This is a genomic window from Luminiphilus sp. nBUS_07 (assembly GCF_051201685.1).
Lineage (GTDB): Bacteria > Pseudomonadota > Gammaproteobacteria > Pseudomonadales > Halieaceae > Luminiphilus.
On sequence record NZ_CP179213.1, the window covers coordinates 236,357 to 253,997 of the forward strand.

Genomic DNA, 17,641 nt, shown 5'->3' on the forward strand with positions numbered 1-17,641 from the left:
GCGCAATGATGCCCAATTTAACCCAGAGAAGCTAACCGCTGGCGTTTTCAATGGCTTCTTGCTGCTGCATCCATGTCTCTTCAAGTTCACCAAGTTGCGCTTTAAGTAAACCTTCTTGTTCGACTAATTGGGCGAGCTGATCGTGTTGATCAGGTTCATAAAGGTCTGAATTGGCCAGTTGGGCTTGCAGCTCACCGAGCTTTTGCTGCGATCCTTCCAACGTTCGCTCAGTCTTCTCCAAGGCTTTTTGCAGCGGCCGCAAGCGGGCTCGCTGCTCAGCGGCACCTTGACGGTTTTGTTTACTCTGGCCACCGCCGTCTTGTGTTAACGCGGTTTTTTTAGCGGCTTTATCGGAGTTTACGGCGGCGGTTCGATCTCCTGAGAGCACCCACTGCTCGTAAGCTGTCAAATCGTCGGGATACTCTGTGACGGCGCCGTTATCAACCAGCCATAATGATTCCACCGCATGACGCATCAGGTGACGATCGTGACTGACTAATACTATGGCGCCGGTATAGCCCTGTAATGCGACAGCCAATGCATGCCGCATCTCCAAATCTAGGTGGTTAGTGGGCTCGTCCAAAATAAGCACGTTGGGATCCTGCCAGACCACCATAGCAAGGGCGAGACGGGCTTTTTCGCCGCCAGAGAAGGGCGCAATTTCTTGACGAGCCCGATCGCCCTTAAAATTGAAGCCGCCTAAAAAATCGAGAATCGTTTGTTCACGAACTTTTGGACTTAGCCGCTGCAGGTGCAGCAGCGCGCTAGCCTGTAGGTCTAGAACCTCGAGTTGCTGCTGGTCGAAATAGCCAATGCGCAGATGCGCGCCGGTGACTCGATCACCTGAAAGAGCAGGTAAGGCCCCGGTTAATCCCTTTAGAAATGTCGACTTTCCCGCGCCGTTTTTACCTAATAAGCCAATGCGGTCCCCTGGATGTAATGACAGGGATACGCCGTCTATGATGACGTCGTCACCATAACCGAGAACAAGATTATCGATGGTCAAAAGGGGATCGCTGCTTTTGCCGGGCTCGGGAAACTGAAAAGAAAAGGGAGAATCGACGTGGGCGGGTGCCACCGTTTCCATGCGTTCTAGCGCCTTCAGTCGGCTTTGAGCCTGACGCGCTTTCGTGGCTTTGGCGCGAAACCGCCGGACAAAATCTTCCATTTGTCCAATTTCCCGCTGCTGCTTGGCATATTGAGCCCGTTGCTGTGCCATACGCTCAGCGCGCTGCTGCTCATAGGCTGAATAGCCCCCGCGATAGGGGATCAACTGCTCTTGCTCAAGACTTAGCGTGCGTTCACAAATAGCATCGATGAAATCCCGATCGTGGGAGATCATCAGTAAAGTGCCTGAATATCGAAGTAGCCACCCCTGCAGCCACAACATGGTATCGAGATCGAGGTGGTTGGTAGGCTCATCGAGTAAGAGAACGTCTGAGGGTGTCATAAGTGCACGAGCCAAATTTAGCCTGACACGCCAGCCCCCTGAAAACTCTGTTACCGATGCCTGTAAATCAGGCTGGGTAAAACCCAGGCCCAACAAGAGTTGCTCTGCTCGCCTTGGCGCACTGTAACCGTCCAGAACTTCCATCTCCTGATACAGGTAGGCCGCACGTTCGTAGTCTTCAGCTTGTTCGGCCTTGGCAATGTTCTGAGTCAATCGATAAACAGCAGCGTCACCTGCCATAACAAAATTTATCGTGGTGTCATCGCTGACCTCCAGCTCCTGCGCCATGTGGGCCACACGTAACCCCGTCATGCCGCGGATTTGACCTTGGTCGGCAGACAGTTCGCCCAGCAGCATGGCAAATAAGCTCGACTTGCCAGTGCCATTGGCGCCTATAAGCGCAAGTTTCTGACCCGGCTGTAAGGTGGTTGAGGCCCCTTGCATTAATAGCTTGGGTCCCCGTCGCAGAGCGATGTCTTCTAAAATGATCACGCGTGCTGCCCCGTTTCTCGCTGTTGTGCTTGCCACAAAGCTGTGTAGCGGCCGCCTTGTGCAAGCAGCGCTTCGTGCTTGCCTTGTTCCACTAGACGTCCGTCCTCCAGTACCAATATTCTATCGGCATCAACAATGGTGGAGAGCCGGTGAGCGATGACTACCGCTGTGTGATGCCCTGCCAGAGCGCGAAACGCTCCCATAACCGCCCGTTCAGATTCGCTGTCCAGACTCGAAGTGGCTTCATCAAACACAAGAATAGGCGCCGACTTCAAAACCGCCCTGGCAATGGCAACGCGCTGACGCTCGCCGCCCGAGAGTTTGAGTCCTCTTTCGCCGACTCGAGTGTTGATTCCCTCGGGTAGACGGGCAACAAAATCGTCGAGGTATGCCGCAGCCACAGCAGCGTTTACCTCTTCGTCTGTTGCTGAGGGTCGTCCGTAGCGAATATTCTCCAACAAAGAATCGTTAAACAGCACGCAGTCCTGAGGGACAATCGCGACCGAGCTGCGCAGTGAGTTTTGGGTGACGTCTCGAATATTTTGTCCATCGAGGTACACAGTGCCGCTGCTAGGATCGTAAAAACGAAAGAGTAGCTTTACTACCGTTGATTTGCCCGCGCCACTTGCGCCGACAAGTGCAACAGTTTCGCCACCGTCGATTGTAAAGTTAAGTTCTGAAAGCACCCGCCGTGCGTCGCTGTAGCCAAAGTTCACCTGACGGAATTCAATAGTTCCCGTCGCCATCTTCAAAACGTCTGCTTCCGGTTGGTCCATTACCGCAGGTTGTTGATCCAGCACACGAAATAGCCGTTCGATGCTAGCGAGGGAGGCCTTAATTTCTCGGTAAACAAAACCAAGGAAGCTAAGGGGTATAAACAGCTGCAACATAAACTGATTAATGAGCACGAAATCCCCAAGGGTCATATTGCTGTCTTGCACTGACAGTGCGGCCAAGCCCAGCATCAATGTCTGACTCAAGGCAATGATAATTGCTTGGCCGCTATTGAGTGCAAGTAGTGACAACCGATTTTTACGTCGCGCCTGCTCCCACTGCTCCAACGATTCGTCGTAGCGCTGGGCTTCGAATTCTTCGTTGTTAAAATATTTAACGGTTTCATAGTTGATCAAGCTGTCGACCGCTCGGGTGTTACTTTCGGAGTCAGCTGCATTGGCTTCGCGAATGTAGCGCGTTCGCCATCGAGTAGCGCGGAAGGAAAAAGCGCCGTAAAGCGCCACCGATAACAAAACGATGAAGCTGTACTGTGCGCCGTAGTTGATCAGAAGGATCGTAGCCACCATGGCAATTTCAAACAGTGTGGGTGCAATGTTGAAAATGAAAAATCGCATGAGAAAGCTAATGCCATTGGTGCCACGTTCAATATCTCTCGCGAGCCCGCCGGTGCGACGGTTCAGGTGATAGTCGAGATCTAGGCTGTGTATGTGTTTAAAAACAGCAAGACCAATGCGATGCATAGCGCGTTCGGTCACGCGGCCAAACAAGGTGTCTCGTAATTCAGCAAATAGAGTGTTGGCGAATCGTGCAGCGCCGTAGGCCGCGACCATAAATAAAATAACTGAGGTTGTGACTTGCGCCGCGCTTTGATCTAAACCATCGACTAATGCCTTCAGTAAAAAAGGAATCAGCAGCAAGGCGGCTTTTGCAAGCAGGAGGCAGGCCAGAGCGAAACCGACTCTGCCGCGGTTGTCATAAAGAATGGGCGCAATGCGCCTCCAGAGTTTGGGTAACAACACTCTGCTGTTTTCTATTTCGTTGTCGTCTGTTTGAAAACTGTGCATGGGTAACGTGTTAGAAGCCTACTGATTGGGCTCGCCTAAGGTGTCCAGATGGCTGAGGGTGCAGTACTCTACCCTAAGGGACGCTTCGTACACAGTCGCGTCGTAAAAACTCCACTACAAGAATTAAAGGATGCTTCGGCATGGGCTTTATCAGCGACAACGTCACATTGGACAATCCCGCATTTATTCATGAAAGCGCCTGGCTTTATGGCAAGGTTTATATTGGTCCCGACGCTTCAGTTTGGCCTAATGTGGTGACCCGTGCGGAATTCCTTGAGATCAGGATAGGCGCGCGGACCAACATTCAAGATTTTGTCATGATTCATGTCGGAGCCATGACGCCCACGATTGTTGGTGAGGACTGTTCTATTACTCATCACGCAACCTTGCACGGCTGCGAGATTGGTGACCGCTGCCTGATTGGCATTAACTCCACGATTATGGACGGCGCGAAAATCGGCGCTAATTCTATTGTTGCGGGTAACAGCATTGTGCGTGAAAACAGCGTTTTTCCCGAAAACTCAATTATTGCTGGTGTACCCGCTAAGGTGGTGGGAACGCGGGATAATGGTGCGGCCAATGCGCTCAATGCCGCTATGTATCAACGATTTGCAGGAAGCTTCGCCGATGGCCGCGATCGGCTCGATGAGTCTGAAGTTGCTGACATTATTGCGTTGTACAAAGGTGAGAAGCCCGCAGAAAAGTGAGCGGATTGGGGTGTTCTAGACAGTTTGGCGGTGGGGTCTTTGGTACCACTGTTGCAGCGATAACAGCCAAACGGTAACGCTAAGCCCCATAGCGAGCCCTACGATTCCGGTCCACGCGAAGCGATCGTAGGCTAGGGTTCCTGCCCAGCTGCCCAAACCGCCGCCCGTAAACATCATACAAACGTACAGACTCATTAATCTTGTTCTGACGGCGGGGGTTTCTTGCAACCCTGTCATGCGGCCTGTGACGTCGACCAAGGGGCCAACGACTGCCATTAGAGCCAGTGGTGGCAGCAAGAACACCCAGTTTGTTTCAGCCGTCATTAGCAGTGTTATTCCCAGAAACTGAAAAGTGGCCATGATGAGTCGGGCTTTTTCGGCGCCCTGAGTGTCCGCCCATTTTCCCAGGCGCGCAGTTGTCAGAAGACCTATTGCCGAGAATGCCGTGAGATAACCCACAAGGTCAGAGCCATGTCCCTGGGCTTCACTAGTGAGATGGAGTCCAATGCCCAACCAGACAGCAATAAATGCGGCAAAGTTAAGGCCCTGAATAACCCCCGATACCATCAATCGTGGGTGCTGTTTGCCAAGAATGAATAGCGATCGAATCAGCGTCCAATAACTCGAGCCTTGTGTTTTTACGGATTCGGCCACCATGATCCGGGGCACGATAATGGCGGCGGCGGTCATTAGAGCCGCGGCAATCCAATAAATCCAGCGCCAGTCGGTATAGGCTCCAATAACGCCAGCAGACAGCCTTGAAACCTGAACTCCGGCAATGACGCCCGTCGTTAGCAGGGCGGTTGCGTAACCGAGTTGTTGAGGAGTGACGCGACGGGAGGCATAGGCGGGGAGCAGATACGGGGTAATGGTAAAGAAACCCAGTGCAGTTGATGCTGTGATAAAAACGACGAAGCTGGTGGTAACGGCCATAACCACGAGGGTGAGCACTTGAACGGAAAGGCACAGCGTGACCAATCTTCGATTATCGACTCGATCACCTAAAGGCAAAAGCAGAAGCACACCAAGGGCGAGGGCAATTTGGTTGACGGCAGGCACAATGCCAATACCGGCATCACTAACGCCGAAGTCCCGCGCCACCGCAGCAATAATCGGATGAATATAGTAGGCATTGGCCGTTACGATCGCCGAGGCACAGGCCAGCCAAAATATTTCTCTATTCCCAGTCAAACTGAAGAGATGCTTTGGCTGTACAACATAAGTGATTGCTCATAACGATGACGGTTGTGGCTGGGAACATAGCGCGGGACGCTGTATCTCACACGCGGCTGGGCCGGGAGTATATCGGTTGTTGCTGCCTCTGGTGCTGCCATTAATACCGTTAGTTCTCTTATTAACTGTGGTGGCTGCCCCAATCGCTGCTCCATCCCTCGCTTCTGGTAACAAAGAATGAACGCAACGTGTCAGTCTTTCAGGGACGACTGCGCTGAGTCAGCAGCTTATCGAGCTGGTCGGCAAAGGTTTTTCGATCTGTTTGAGACATGGGCGGCGGGCCTCCGGTGTTTTGGCCAGAGGCGCGCATAGTCTCCATGAAGTCGCGCATTTGCAGCCGCTGCTTGATATTGGCGGTGCTGTAGCGTTCACCACGAGGGGTAAGTACTCGGCCACCTTTTTCTAGGACGTCAGCTGCTAGTGGAATATCAGCTGTGATGACAAGATCGTTGGTCGCCACCCGCGCAACAATTTCGTCGTCGGCCTTATCGAATCCTTGTGCGACTTGATAGCTTTGTAGCCAGGGAGACGGGGGCAAGTTAACTGCTTGGTTGGCAATAAAAACCACCTTGATTTCGCGTTTCACAGCGGCGCGGCATAAGATGTCCCTGATTGCTCCGGGGCAGGCGTCGGCGTCGACTAAAATGTTCACGCAATAGTTTCCTTTAATATGAAGCGGGCAACGCCCTCCGGAGGCGCCACTAACACGCGAATAACAACGTTCCGTAGGAGAGCAGCACAATGGCATTGGTTACTTATCAAGAGCAAGACGCTTTTAGCCTGATTACCCTTGATGATGGCAAGGCCAATGCGTTGTCTTTTGCTATGGCAGATGGTCTAGACAGCGCCCTCGATCAAGGTTTTGAGTCTGGCAAGGTGATTGTGTTGGCGGGTCGGCCCGGCAAATTCTGTGCCGGCTTTGATTTAAATGTCATGGGAAAAATGGATGCAGACAGTCAGCGCCTGTTGCGAAGGGGTGCTGATATTGCTGGACGACTGGCACATAGCCAAACCCCTGTGATTGCTGCGGTAACTGGACACGCCTTGGCCATGGGCGCATTAATTTGTCTTTCAGTGGATTACCGCTTGGGATGTCGAGGTGCTTTTAAACTGGGCCTGAATGAGGTGGCCATTGGCATGACGTTGCCATGGTTTGGCATTGAGTTGGCGCAGGAGCGCGTGATTGAAGCTCATGCCCATCAGGTGGTTACTTTGGCGCGTATCTATGACCCCGAAGGCGCCGCGGAGGCGGGTATTCTCGATGCTTGCTGTGCCCCGGAAAACCTTATGGCAGAGGCGGCAAGTACTGCTCAGCACTTCGCGGCCTTAGATATGCCTTCGTTCGCGGCAACCAAGGCGCGATTGCGGGAGGGTTTTGCCAGTCGCTGGGATACGGCTATGGCACGAGATTTTGGTTAACCGAGCGTGTTGATCGGCCCTATGACTGGTTAATAAAGTGCTCGCACCCAAAATATCTAACCTGGACCAACAAACTTAGATCAACTTGCGGCTACCGTGCTGCGGCCAAATCGTTAGCCAGTTTCATTTGGCGGCGAGTAGCCGCGAAGACTGAAAGATCATCAGCGGTTTTCCCTTGTTCGCCCAGAAGCAGAATTTGCTCGTAGTACCAGTACTGCACGGCAAAGGTCCCTAAGGTTTTAAATAACGATATTTTTTCGAGGATTTTTAGCCACCGAGGCAGTAGTGAAAGCGCATCCTCGTATCGAGGGAGCTCTGCCATGCCAGACAGCAGCCGTTTAGGTGCATCGGTCATAACGCACATGGGTCGACCAATCCCAACGACATCGGCAGACCCGCTTTCAAGGGCGCTCTCCATGGCGTCTAGGCGTCGCAGGCCGCCCGTTACCATCAGGGGCATGGTCAGTTCCTTGCGCATCGCTTGAGCAAAGTCCACGAAATAAGCCTCCCTGGCCCGGGTTGACTGCGCCACGGCCTGATTTTCTACAGGCTCGATGCCCTCTACGTTTAGCAGCCGTGGCTGCTCGTAAGTACCTCCTGAAATTTCCAGCAGGTCGACACCCGCCGCTTCCAACCATTTGGCCACTTGCAGGCTTTCGGTGAAATCAAATCCACCCCGTTGAAAGTCGGCGCTATTAAGCTTCACGCCTACTGGGAATTCAGGGCCAACCGCCGCACGAACCGCCTTGACTGACTCCAGTAAAGCGCGGGCACGATTTTCAAGACTGCCGCCCCAACGGTCTGTGCGTTGATTGCTTCGGGGGCTCAGAAATTGAGACAACAAGTAGCCGTGGGCGCTGTGGAGTTGAACGCCGGTGAAGCCCGCCTCCTTGAGGACACGGGCGCAGCGTGCAAAGCCCGCTATAACGGCCTCAATATCCGACTCAGTCATTGCAACGGGTTCACCAAATTGTCCGCCCGGTAGGCCTAATTTAATGGGCGAGGGGGCTTTGGGCGTTGGATTAATGATTTTTTGACACTGCCGTCCTGCGTGGCTGATCTGTGCCCAAAAATGATTGCCATGGCGAGTTCCTGCCGTTGCCCATGCCTTTAAGGCGTCTTTTGTGGCGGCATCCGGTTCTTGGTCAACGACCACATTGCCCGGTCGCTCCAAATGGTCGCGGTCAATTTGCACGTTACCTGAGAGTAATAACCCTGCTCCACCATCGCTCCAGATCCCATACAGTTGATTCAACGCAGCCCCCGGGACCCCGGTTGACCCGGCCAGCCCCTCGGTCATTGCAGCTTTGCAGATACGATTGGTCAACGTTGCCCCACAGGGCAGAGTTAATGATTGCTCTATCATTTTGGGTTCCTTTTTTGGAGGGCAAACGCTGTTCCAGTTACTTGGTGGCTGCCGTTTGCTCTAAGGGTGTTGAGGTGATGTGGAAAAAGGCGCCTTCATCAGTCAGAACTGCAATGCTGCCATCACCTAAAACCCGGACATCGCGCACTCTTCCTGTCACTTCGGAAAAGGGCTCACTCTGCACAAAGCCATTGCCCTCGGGCGCCAGTCGATAAAGTTTTTGGTCAACTAACGCGCCTGTAAGCAGCGATCCATCCCATTCTGGAAAAGCCGTGCCTCGATAAATAGCAAGGCCCGATGTGGCGATACTGGGCACCCAGTACATGACCGGCTGGGCCATGCCTTCGGCTTCCGTGTAGGGCGAAATAATCGCCCCTGAATAATCCAAACCGTAAGTAATTGCGGGCCAGCCATAGTTAGTGCCGGGAACAATTCGATTGAGTTCGTCTCCGCCTTTGGGTCCATGCTCCGCCATCCAGATAGTCCCTGTCTCGGGGTCGACCACGAGCCCTTGAGGGTTTCTGTGTCCGTAGCTGTAAACCCGGGGCGCAACCTCTGAAAAAGGGTTGCTAGCAGGTGCACTACCGTCGCTATTAATTCTCAGCAGCTTGCCCATTTCGCTGCTTAGGCTCTGCGCTTGCTCTCGATATTCAAAACCTTCACCAACGCTGAGCAGCAAGGTGCCATCGGGCAAAAAAGCCAATTTGCCACCAAAATGCGCGGCTTTTTTCTTGCTGGGTTGAACCTCCAAAATAATTTCTGAATCAGCCAGTAGCTCCCCGGAAAGCTTGGCGCGCATGACGGTGGTGCGGTTCGTATCGGCATCGCCCCCGGCATAAGAGAGATAAATTCGTTGATTGGTAGCGAACTCAGGGTCGAGGACAACGTCTAGCAAGCCGCCTTGGCTTTTAAAAAACACTTCGGGGGTACCGACAATTGTGGTGGCATTGCCACTGTGATCGACGTGTAAAAGGCGACCAGCCTTTTCGGTGATCAGGAAGCCGTTACCGTTGGGCAGCTCTGCAATCGACCAGGGCTGTTCTAGCGTGTCTGTAATGGTGTTAACTTGGTAGTTGGCAGCTTCCAAGGGTAATGCTGCTAGCAGCATTGCACTTACGAAAACGGTTTTGACGAAGTTGTAACTAGAAGGCATGGTGCGTCCTTTGAAAAAAAGTTTTTATACCTTGGACCCTAACTATAACCCCTTCGCAGTGCAAAATTTGCATTGCCGTTTATAAGGAGCTGCTTGTGCGTACCATCGCTGCTTACTTTCCAGCCACTCTAGTGGCGTACCTATTAGCCAGCGCCTTTTCGACATTTATGATCATGGCCGGACTTAAGGAGATGGCTATGCCAGTTTCTGCCACTGATGTTTTGTCGGCGGTTTGGTTTGATTGGCTTGGATTACTAGGCTCGTATTTGCCGCTAGTCGCAATTTCGTTGCTTATTGCACTGCCGGTGGCGGGACAATTACACGGTCGACTGGGCTTTCCCCGCCCTTTCATTTACGCGCTGGCAGGCTTTGTGGCTTTGATCGCTATTCATTTGATTTTGGAGGCAACCTTGGGGTTGATCGGCTTCGCCGCCGTAAGGAGCACCTTTGGTTTGCTGATGCAGGGGGCTGCGGGTGGTATTGCAGGCTGGTTCTATGCCTATTTAACCGGAGTAAAAGCATGACCGAGGCTGACTACTTTCAGCAGGGAATTACTGAGCTTCAGGCTGGACGCCCCGCGGAAGCGCTGGCGATATTTCAGCAGGCTGTTGCTAACAATGTTGCGACACCGCGGTGCTGGCTAGGTCTGTCACTGGCAGCACTGACTCAGGGTGATGTGCCCGAGGCTGAAAAAGCGGTAGATGCGGTCCTAGTAGAAGAGCCCCACAATATGCGCGCTTTGATTATCAAGGGCGATATTTTGTTGGGTAAGGACGATTTTCAAAATGCTTCCTCCTATTACAATCTAATCCTCCGTCTTGCAGCAAACCTGACGGATATCCCGCCGCAGCTGTCCTCAGATTTAGATCGAGTAGAAACCCGGCTGCAGCAGCTGGGACAGATGTTTCAGCAACACTTGTTTGATCGTCTTTCGTCAGCGGGCTACCGCCGCAATCGGGCATCGACGCGTTTCAATAATTCTCTCGATATGCTTTTGGGGCGTAAACAGCGAAAAGATCCGGGGCATAAATTTCCCCAAGCTCCCCACGCTTTTTATCTGGATGACGTGCCTTATTGTACGTATTTTCCTAATGAGCAGCTCCCATGGCTCGCTGACTTGGAAGCACATACAGATTTGATCGAGGGGGAGCTGAACGCTTTGCTGCGACAGTCTTCCGATCGCTTTTCTCCCTACGTGCACAGCGGTTTGGAGCAACCACAAAATAGTGGAACGACGTTACTCGATAGCGACGATTGGACGTCAGCGTTTCTTTGGCAAGACGGGATGCCGCAGCCTGACGTTCTTGCGTCTTGCCCAGAAACTGCGGCTCTCATGGCTGACCTGCCTTTAACGAAGATCGGCGGTCTTGCGCCTTCTGTACTGTTTTCCAAGCTTGATGCTGGCGCCAAAATTGATCCTCATACTGGGTTACTGAACTGCCGATTAATTTGTCATTTACCGCTGACCGTACCGCCGGGGTGTGGTCTGCGTGTTGGCGAAGATTCACGAGAAACTGAGCGGGGTAGCAGTTGGGCATTTGACGACAGCGTAAACCATGAAGCTTGGAACAATGGGGAAGAACCGCGAACTATTTTACTGTTCGATGTGTGGCGCCCAGAGCTCGATAGTGATGAACGCCACTTAATAACCAGCGTGCTTGAAGCGGTCTCTGGATTCGGTAAGGTAGGGTAGTCTGCCGCTTGAGGCGACAGAAACAAATGTTTGTGGCTGTGGGTCGCAAAGGCAAAGGGTTACGGTAGTTTTGCTCGGTCAGTGAGGATGTTATGTCGTTGGTTCGGTGTGGTAATTTTTCCTGGCAGTCCCTGGCATTAATCGGAGTGCTGTTGTTGTGCAACGCGCCCGGGGCGACGGCTGACTGGGTCGCTGGGGTGACCACCGATACTGAAACTGACGGTATTGGCGGCGTTGTCGAATATCATTGGCAAGAGTTTGCGGCAGCTGGGGGGTTCTCAGGCAATATTGCGGTCGCGGGACGCCTTGATGAGGACGGTGACGCTTGGGCTGGTGCTGGTGTTGCAGGTAAATACCGAATCGGACGTCGATTCTTCATTGAGGGCAGCTTTATGCCGGGGGTCTATCATGCAGGGGATACCGAGCTCGGCGGGTCTCTGCATTTCCGGTCTCTCATTGGAATGGGTTTTGACATTAACGAAAACGCCGCCATTTCACTGACGATTGATCATATGTCTAACGGCAGTACGCAGACCCTGAATCCTGGTTCAGACGCGATTACTCTTCGGTTCATCTTTCGTTGAGCCTTAAAACGATGTCAGAGACGCCCTCAGCTGAACAGCCTCTGGCTGGAGTTCAAATTGTTGAGCTGTCCACCATGGTTACTTGCTCACTGGCTGCCATGACGCTGCGCTCACAGGGCGCTCAAGTGATTAAAGTGGAGCCGGTACGAGGCGGCGATCCCATGCGCAAACTCGGTAGCCAGAAAAATGGAACCTCGGCACTGTTTCATAACTGCAACCGCGGTAAGCGTTCACTAGCTATCAATCTTAAGCATGAGATGGGTGTTGAAGCGGTAAAACGCTTGGCAGTCCGTGCGGACGTTGTTCTCAATAATTACCGGCCGGGTGTCATGACGCAGCTGGGTTTGGGAAGCGACACACTTCGAGCCCTCAACCCGCGCCTGATAAACGTTGCTGTGACGGGTTTTGGCACACGAGGCCCTCTGCGTGATCGACCCGCTTATGATCACGTGATTCAGGGTATAGCGGGTATCACGGGGCTCCAGGGCGGCGATGATGAGTTTGCATTCGTTCGAATGCTGATGTGCGACAAGGTCACCGCCTATACAACAGCCCAAGCGGTGACCGCGGCGTTACTGGCGCGACACTCTACCGGGGAAGGTCAGCACATAGATATTTCAATGTTACATGCCTGCCTAGCTTTCATGTGGCCTGATGGCATGATGCACCGAACATTGCACGACGATGATGCTTTTCAAATGCCGCCCATATCTGAGAGCTACCAAACAATTCAGGGTTCCGATGGTGCTGTGGCTGCGTCTATTTTATTAGATCATCATTGGGAAACGGTGCTGACTTTAGTTGGCCGTGAAGAGCTTAGATCCGACCCTAGATTTGCCACGGTTGTGTCACGATTTATGCATCTAGGAGAGTTTTCTAGCGTTTTAAAAGACGGCATGCGTCATCTCAAAGTCGAGGAAATTATGACGGCCTTTGAGGCGGCCGATATTCCCAGTGCACCCTGTGAATCGAGGGACACCCTCACTAGAAATGTTCAAATAGAGACCTTGGGTCTGCTTGAAACTTATGTCACTGAGAACTTGGGCCGCCTGACCAGCCCAGCGCCGCCGATCCAGTTTGCCGGTATCGACAGCTCATTGGCTGAACCGTCGCCGTCTCTGGGTGAACACAGTGTTGAAGTAATGACAGAGCTGGGCTTTACCGAGAGTCAGGTAGGCGAGCTACTCGAATCTGGAAAATTGGCGACGGCATAATTTTTTCAGGTGCGACACGACAGAAGAGGTTTGCCGATGCCAAATTACTGTGACTTGGGGGCGTTAGAGGGCTTTACCTGTGGCCAAGCTAGTGATCCCTTGGGTAAAACCGGGGTGACGGTGCTGCGCTTTGACGCGGGTGCGGTAGCCGCCGTAGATGTTCGCGGTGCGGCACCGGGCACCCGCGAAACAGATCTGCTGAAGCCAGAAAATCTCATCGACAAGGTTCATGCCATTGTCTTGTCTGGAGGCAGCGTTTGGGGTCTGGATGCCATGAGCGGTGTTGTTCAGGTACTTGAAGAGAATGACGTTGGCTTTGATACCGGCATCGCAAAAGTGCCTATCGTGACAGGGGCCGTACTGTTTGACCTCGGTGTGGGTAGTGCGAGCGCTCGTCCCGACATGCTAATGGGTCGAAAAGCGGCAGAGGCGGCTACCGCGCGGCGTATTGAAACAGGCGCTGTGGGGGCTGGATGCGGGGCTACGTTGGGGAAAATATATGGCCGCGAATACGCCTCAATATCTGGTCTGGGTGCCCATTGTATTGCTCTGGCGGATGGCTTCTGTGTGGCTGCGATTGTGGCGGTGAATCCCTATGGCGAGGTGTTTGGTCGGGACGGCCAGCTTCTGGGAGCTAGCACGGCGCCAGTTTCTTTGCGGAACGCTGAAAATTACAGCGCTTCTGGTGATTTTCCTGGAAGCAACACAACCATTGGCGCCATTGTCACAAATGCCACATTGACTAAAAGTGAAGCCTTGAAAGTGGCACAAATGGCTCATGACGGACTCGCAAGGGCGATTCGTCCGGCGCACACTTTATATGATGGCGATACGCTTTTTGCTGCGGGTACGGGTACTCATGGACCCATGAATTTAAATCGACTGGGTATGCTTGCGGCAGATGCTGTTGAGGTTGCAATTCATAACGGTGTAGCCAGTAGCCATTAGCCATGGGCGGGTCGTGATCTTCGATTTGAGACCAGTCTTCATGGCCTTTGGCTGCGTACATAAACCCAACTGATACCAAATTTTGCGTACTATCTGTTCAATGGCTGCCAAACGCTTTTAGCCTTCCAGAGAGAGCACATTCCAGAGCAGCGACGGACAGTCAATAAGGAGGTTTGAATGCGATTCAGCTATCAAGTGGGCATGAGTGACGCCGACCATTACTTACCTTTAGCTAAGGCCGCTGAAGCTGCTGGCTATGACGGCATTACGATACCTGACAGCATTTGTTACCCCCAAGAGTGCAGCTCGAAGTACCCATACAACAAAGACGGCAGCAGAGAGTTTCTTGAAAGCGTGCCGTTTTTAGAGAGTCTTATTGCGGTTTCAGCAATGGCGGCGGTCACCGATACCATTCGTTTTGCGACCTTTGTTTACAAACTGGCCGTGCGACAGGCGCCTGTGGTGGCCAAACAGGTGCAAAGTATTCAGCAGTTGTCGGGTAATCGTTTTGATTTTGGCGTGGGTATAAGCCCTTGGGAGGAGGACTTCGCCGTTTGTGGCATCCCATGGGAGCGTCGCGGTAAGCGATTTGATGAGCAGCTGGCCATTTTAAGAGGTCTTGAGAGCGGGGAGTTTTTCAGTTTTGAGGGCGAGTTGCACAGTATGCCTGCCAATAAAATGTGTCCTGCCCCTACCGCGCCAACACCCATCTTAATGGGGGGACATTCAGATCCGGCGCTGAAGCGGGCGGCCCGCGTGGGCGACGGCTGGATGTGTGCCGGAGCGGATATGTCGCAACTTACTGATTACATTACTAAGCTCAAGCAATGGCGTGAGGAATATGGCACTGTTGATCGGCCTTTTAAAATTTTCACCACAGGACAAAATGCGTTTACGCCGGCGGGTATTGCGGAGTTGGAAGCGCTGGGCGTAACTGACGTTGTTATTGCCTTTCGCAACGTTTACGAATTGGAACCTGATCATTCCCTAGAGAAAAAAATCCAAATGCTCAACTGGTATGCGACCGAGTTCATCGGACCACACCGCGCCTAAGACATAATGTTTTTGGTTCCTTGAGCTCCAGTGTCTGCGGGTTATTAGGTAACAGCGCTACTAACGCGTGGCGCTGGTTGTTTGTTCAAGGCAACGATACCTTGTGGGCTTTTTCCTGAGATAAACTTCCTGATTCAACAATGACACTGCGAGTGAACACTGCAATGGATATCCTGACTGAACAGGACGGCGCAATTTTAACGCTGACCTTAAATCGTCCCGATCGACGCAATCCCATTACCGACTTAGCTATGGTGGACGCACTGGTAGATGCTCTTGAGGCGGCAGACGCCGACCCATCGGTACGCGTGGTTATTTTAACGGGGGCAGGGAAAGCTTTCTGCTCTGGGGGTGACCTTAGGCAAATGCAAGCCGGACCCGAAAGCTTGATTGGTGATACACCACAAGCAACGGCCGATAATTATCGAAAGGGTATTCAGCGTATCCCCCTAGCAATGGAAGCTTTGAGTGTGCCGGTGATTGCGGCGGTTAATGGAGCTGCGATTGGCGCGGGCTGTGATTTAACCTGTATGTGTGATCTCCGTGTTGCTTCCACATCGGCGGTTTTTGCCGAGAGCTTTGTAAAATTGGGGTTAATTCCGGGTGATGGCGGTGCTTGGTTATTGCCCCGAATTGTGGGCTTTTCTCGCGCCGCCGAAATGGCGCTGACAGGTGACAAGATCGACGCCGAGACAGCCTTGGCATGGGGGTTGGTGTCCCGTGTCGTCACACCTGAAGAGCTGTTGCCTACCTGTCACGCCTTGGCACAACGCATTGCAGAAAACCCCCCGGGTGCGGTGGGTTTAGCGCGGAAAATGTTACGTCAGGCCTGCGACCAAACCCTGGTGGAGGCTCTCAACACGGCAGCTAAAAATCAAGGTGGTGCCCATCAATCACGGGACCACCGTGAGGCCGTAGCAGCCTTTCTTGAAAAGCGGACGCCCCACTTCACGGGAGATTGATTTGAGGGTGTGTTCAGTCTTCGCTAGGCGCTGAGTGCGGCTTCGACGATGTCACACTGCGCCTGAAGCGCGCCACGATGCTGATCGACAAAGCGGGGCCCTTGAGCGTCATAGCGTTCGCGATGCTCTAATTTTAAGGATTGGCTCAGTGCTTCCGCCAACCCATCGCCGTCGCCAACGAGGGAGACTAAGCCTTCAGCCTCTAGGGTTTGGTAGAGGTTCGAAAAATTGGTGGTGAATGGGCCCGATATCACGGGCTTGCCAAAGACCAGGGCCTCCAAAGGATTGTGCCCACCATGCTCAACCAGGCTGCCTCCTATGAATACCGCAGAAGCCAGCCCCATAAAGGCTGGTAATTCCCCAAGGGTATCGATCAATAAAACCTCGGTAGAGTCCCCGACGGTTTGCCCTGAGGATCGCCTAATTGCAGTGAGCTTGGCTGTCGCAATGAGCGCTAGAATGGCGGCAGAGCGTTCCGGGTGTCTCGGTGCCAGCCAGAGTAATGCGCTGGGGTGTTCCTCGCGGACTTTGAGGAAAGCATTGATCACTAATAGGTCTTCTCCAGTATGAGTGCTGGCCGCTAATAGGACGGGACGCCCAGAGGCCCGGGTGCCTAGATCTAGAGCGAGTGCATCCCGTTGTTGCTCCAGGGCCAGTTTTGGCATGTCAAATTTGAGACTGCCGACCACCGACAGTCGGTCTTCCAGTGCCCCTAATGCCTGAAAATGTTGGGCGTCCGATACGTGCTGACAAGCAATATGATGCAGGCTTGTGACGGAGTTGCGCATCAAGCTCCCCAGCCGCCCGTAGCGCCGCAGGGATCGCTGGGACAAGCGGGCATTTAAAAGCAAGGTTGTAATTCCGCGATAGCTGCATTGGCGAATGAGTTCGGGCCAGAGTTCTGTTTCAACCAATATCAGGGCGTTTGGTTGCCAATGATCAAGTGATCGGGTGATGGCCCCCGGGCTATCGAATGGAAACCACGCGCTGTGTACTCGATCACCAAACAGTCGTTGTACCTGTTCTGCGCCGGTTGGCGTGGTCGATGTGATCAATACACTGAGGTCAGAACGCGCGCTGAGGAGTCTTTCAACGAGAGGGGCTATGGCCAGCGTTTCGCCAACACTGACGGCGTGGACCCACAGTCGTTGTTTGCTAGAGGACTCCAGTAGTGGCAGGTTTCGGCCCAGTCGCTGTGATAAATTTTTGCGATACCCCGGTTGCTTTATCGAAAGCCACAGCAGTCCGACCCAAAACACGGGTAATAAGAGCAAAGTTAACAGACCGTATATTCGGCGCATTTAAATGTCACCATCAAACCACTGCCAGCGCGCAGTATACTCAACCCGGCCCGTAGGTCGCCTCGATCTCTAGAAATGCCGCCAAAGTGACTGGGCCCGGTGCTATTGCGTGAGCCACGGCGAAGATGCGGGCTTAAACATTATCTGATGTATTTCAGGCAAGGTCTGTCAGTTGGGGATAGTGATCAGAGCCTAGGGAGCATGGTAGTCGTGGGTTTTTATCCTTGCAGGGCGAGCGGTTCACGGGCGATAGTAACCGGCAATGCG

General features: G+C 53.0%; 16 protein-coding genes. 9 read left to right on the forward strand and 7 right to left on the reverse strand.

The genetic code is table 11. The features are described from left to right. Positions 1 to 31: 31 nt before the first annotated feature. Both ACMAZB_RS01135 and ACMAZB_RS01140 read right to left on the reverse strand, forming a co-directional pair. Entirely contained in the window at positions 32 to 1,942 is a 1,911-nt protein-coding gene (locus tag ACMAZB_RS01135; protein ID WP_435218856.1) for an ABC-F family ATP-binding cassette domain-containing protein, read from the reverse strand. Then, positions 1,939 to 3,741: an ABCB family ABC transporter ATP-binding protein/permease gene (locus tag ACMAZB_RS01140; RefSeq protein WP_435218858.1), complete on the reverse strand. Its 1,803-nt coding sequence runs from the start codon at positions 3,739 to 3,741 to the stop codon at positions 1,939 to 1,941. The genes ACMAZB_RS01135 and ACMAZB_RS01140 overlap by 4 nt, the downstream gene beginning before the upstream one ends. 140 nt (positions 3,742 to 3,881) lie before the next feature. Between ACMAZB_RS01140 and ACMAZB_RS01145 the strand changes: the two genes are divergently transcribed. Then, a complete protein-coding gene (locus ACMAZB_RS01145; RefSeq protein ID WP_435218860.1) occupies positions 3,882 to 4,448 on the forward strand; it encodes a gamma carbonic anhydrase family protein in 567 nt (188 codons plus the stop codon). A 15-nt stretch (positions 4,449 to 4,463) separates the two neighbouring features. Here ACMAZB_RS01145 and ACMAZB_RS01150 read toward each other — a convergent pair whose 3' ends face one another. Together ACMAZB_RS01150 and ACMAZB_RS01155 are read right to left on the reverse strand one after the other, a co-directional pair. Beyond that, positions 4,464 to 5,639: an MFS transporter gene (locus ACMAZB_RS01150; protein ID WP_435218862.1), complete on the reverse strand. Its 1,176-nt coding sequence runs from the start codon at positions 5,637 to 5,639 to the stop codon at positions 4,464 to 4,466. Positions 5,640 to 5,880: 241 nt separating this feature from the next. Continuing rightward, positions 5,881 to 6,333: a YaiI/YqxD family protein gene (locus tag ACMAZB_RS01155; RefSeq protein ID WP_435218864.1), complete on the reverse strand. Its 453-nt coding sequence runs from the start codon at positions 6,331 to 6,333 to the stop codon at positions 5,881 to 5,883. Between the two features lie 89 nt (positions 6,334 to 6,422). Here ACMAZB_RS01155 and ACMAZB_RS01160 point away from each other — a divergent pair, with 89 nt between their 5' ends. Then, positions 6,423 to 7,100, forward strand: a complete 678-nt coding sequence (locus ACMAZB_RS01160; protein ID WP_435218866.1) for a crotonase/enoyl-CoA hydratase family protein — start codon at positions 6,423 to 6,425, stop codon at positions 7,098 to 7,100. Positions 7,101 to 7,191: 91 nt separating this feature from the next. Here ACMAZB_RS01160 and ACMAZB_RS01165 read toward each other — a convergent pair whose 3' ends face one another. Both ACMAZB_RS01165 and ACMAZB_RS01170 read right to left on the reverse strand, forming a co-directional pair. Beyond that, entirely contained in the window at positions 7,192 to 8,466 is a 1,275-nt protein-coding gene (locus ACMAZB_RS01165) for an NADH:flavin oxidoreductase/NADH oxidase family protein (protein ID WP_435218868.1), read from the reverse strand. 37 nt (positions 8,467 to 8,503) lie between these two features. Further along, a complete protein-coding gene (locus ACMAZB_RS01170; protein WP_435218870.1) occupies positions 8,504 to 9,619 on the reverse strand; it encodes a PQQ-dependent sugar dehydrogenase in 1,116 nt (371 codons plus the stop codon). Between the two features lie 95 nt (positions 9,620 to 9,714). On the opposite strand from ACMAZB_RS01170, the gene ACMAZB_RS01175 reads away from it, so the two are divergent. From ACMAZB_RS01175 to ACMAZB_RS01205, 7 genes are all read left to right on the forward strand, one after another. After that, a complete protein-coding gene (locus ACMAZB_RS01175; RefSeq protein ID WP_435218872.1) occupies positions 9,715 to 10,143 on the forward strand; it encodes a hypothetical protein in 429 nt (142 codons plus the stop codon). Next, positions 10,140 to 11,312, forward strand: a complete 1,173-nt coding sequence (locus ACMAZB_RS01180; protein WP_435218874.1) for an aspartyl/asparaginyl beta-hydroxylase domain-containing protein — start codon at positions 10,140 to 10,142, stop codon at positions 11,310 to 11,312. Before ACMAZB_RS01175 ends, ACMAZB_RS01180 begins: the two co-directional genes overlap by 4 nt. A 92-nt stretch (positions 11,313 to 11,404) precedes the next feature. After that, on the forward strand, positions 11,405 to 11,896 hold the full coding sequence (locus tag ACMAZB_RS01185; RefSeq protein ID WP_435218876.1) for an acyloxyacyl hydrolase: 492 nt from the start codon (positions 11,405 to 11,407) through the stop codon (positions 11,894 to 11,896). Positions 11,897 to 11,907: 11 nt separating this feature from the next. Further along, entirely contained in the window at positions 11,908 to 13,110 is a 1,203-nt protein-coding gene (locus tag ACMAZB_RS01190) for a CaiB/BaiF CoA transferase family protein (protein WP_435218878.1), read from the forward strand. Positions 13,111 to 13,146: 36 nt separating this feature from the next. Beyond that, positions 13,147 to 14,058: a P1 family peptidase gene (locus tag ACMAZB_RS01195; RefSeq protein ID WP_435218880.1), complete on the forward strand. Its 912-nt coding sequence runs from the start codon at positions 13,147 to 13,149 to the stop codon at positions 14,056 to 14,058. Between the two features lie 177 nt (positions 14,059 to 14,235). Then, positions 14,236 to 15,111 carry a TIGR03619 family F420-dependent LLM class oxidoreductase gene (locus ACMAZB_RS01200; RefSeq protein ID WP_435218882.1) on the forward strand — a complete coding sequence of 292 codons (876 nt, stop codon included), beginning with the start codon at positions 14,236 to 14,238 and terminating at the stop codon, positions 15,109 to 15,111. 164 nt (positions 15,112 to 15,275) lie between these two features. Then, on the forward strand, positions 15,276 to 16,073 hold the full coding sequence (locus ACMAZB_RS01205) for a crotonase/enoyl-CoA hydratase family protein (RefSeq protein WP_435218884.1): 798 nt from the start codon (positions 15,276 to 15,278) through the stop codon (positions 16,071 to 16,073). Positions 16,074 to 16,096: 23 nt separating this feature from the next. Here the strand turns inward: ACMAZB_RS01205 and ACMAZB_RS01210 are convergent, their stop codons facing one another. Then, positions 16,097 to 17,374: a 3-deoxy-D-manno-octulosonic acid transferase gene (locus ACMAZB_RS01210; RefSeq protein WP_435218886.1), complete on the reverse strand. Its 1,278-nt coding sequence runs from the start codon at positions 17,372 to 17,374 to the stop codon at positions 16,097 to 16,099. Positions 17,375 to 17,641: the final 267 nt, after the last annotated feature.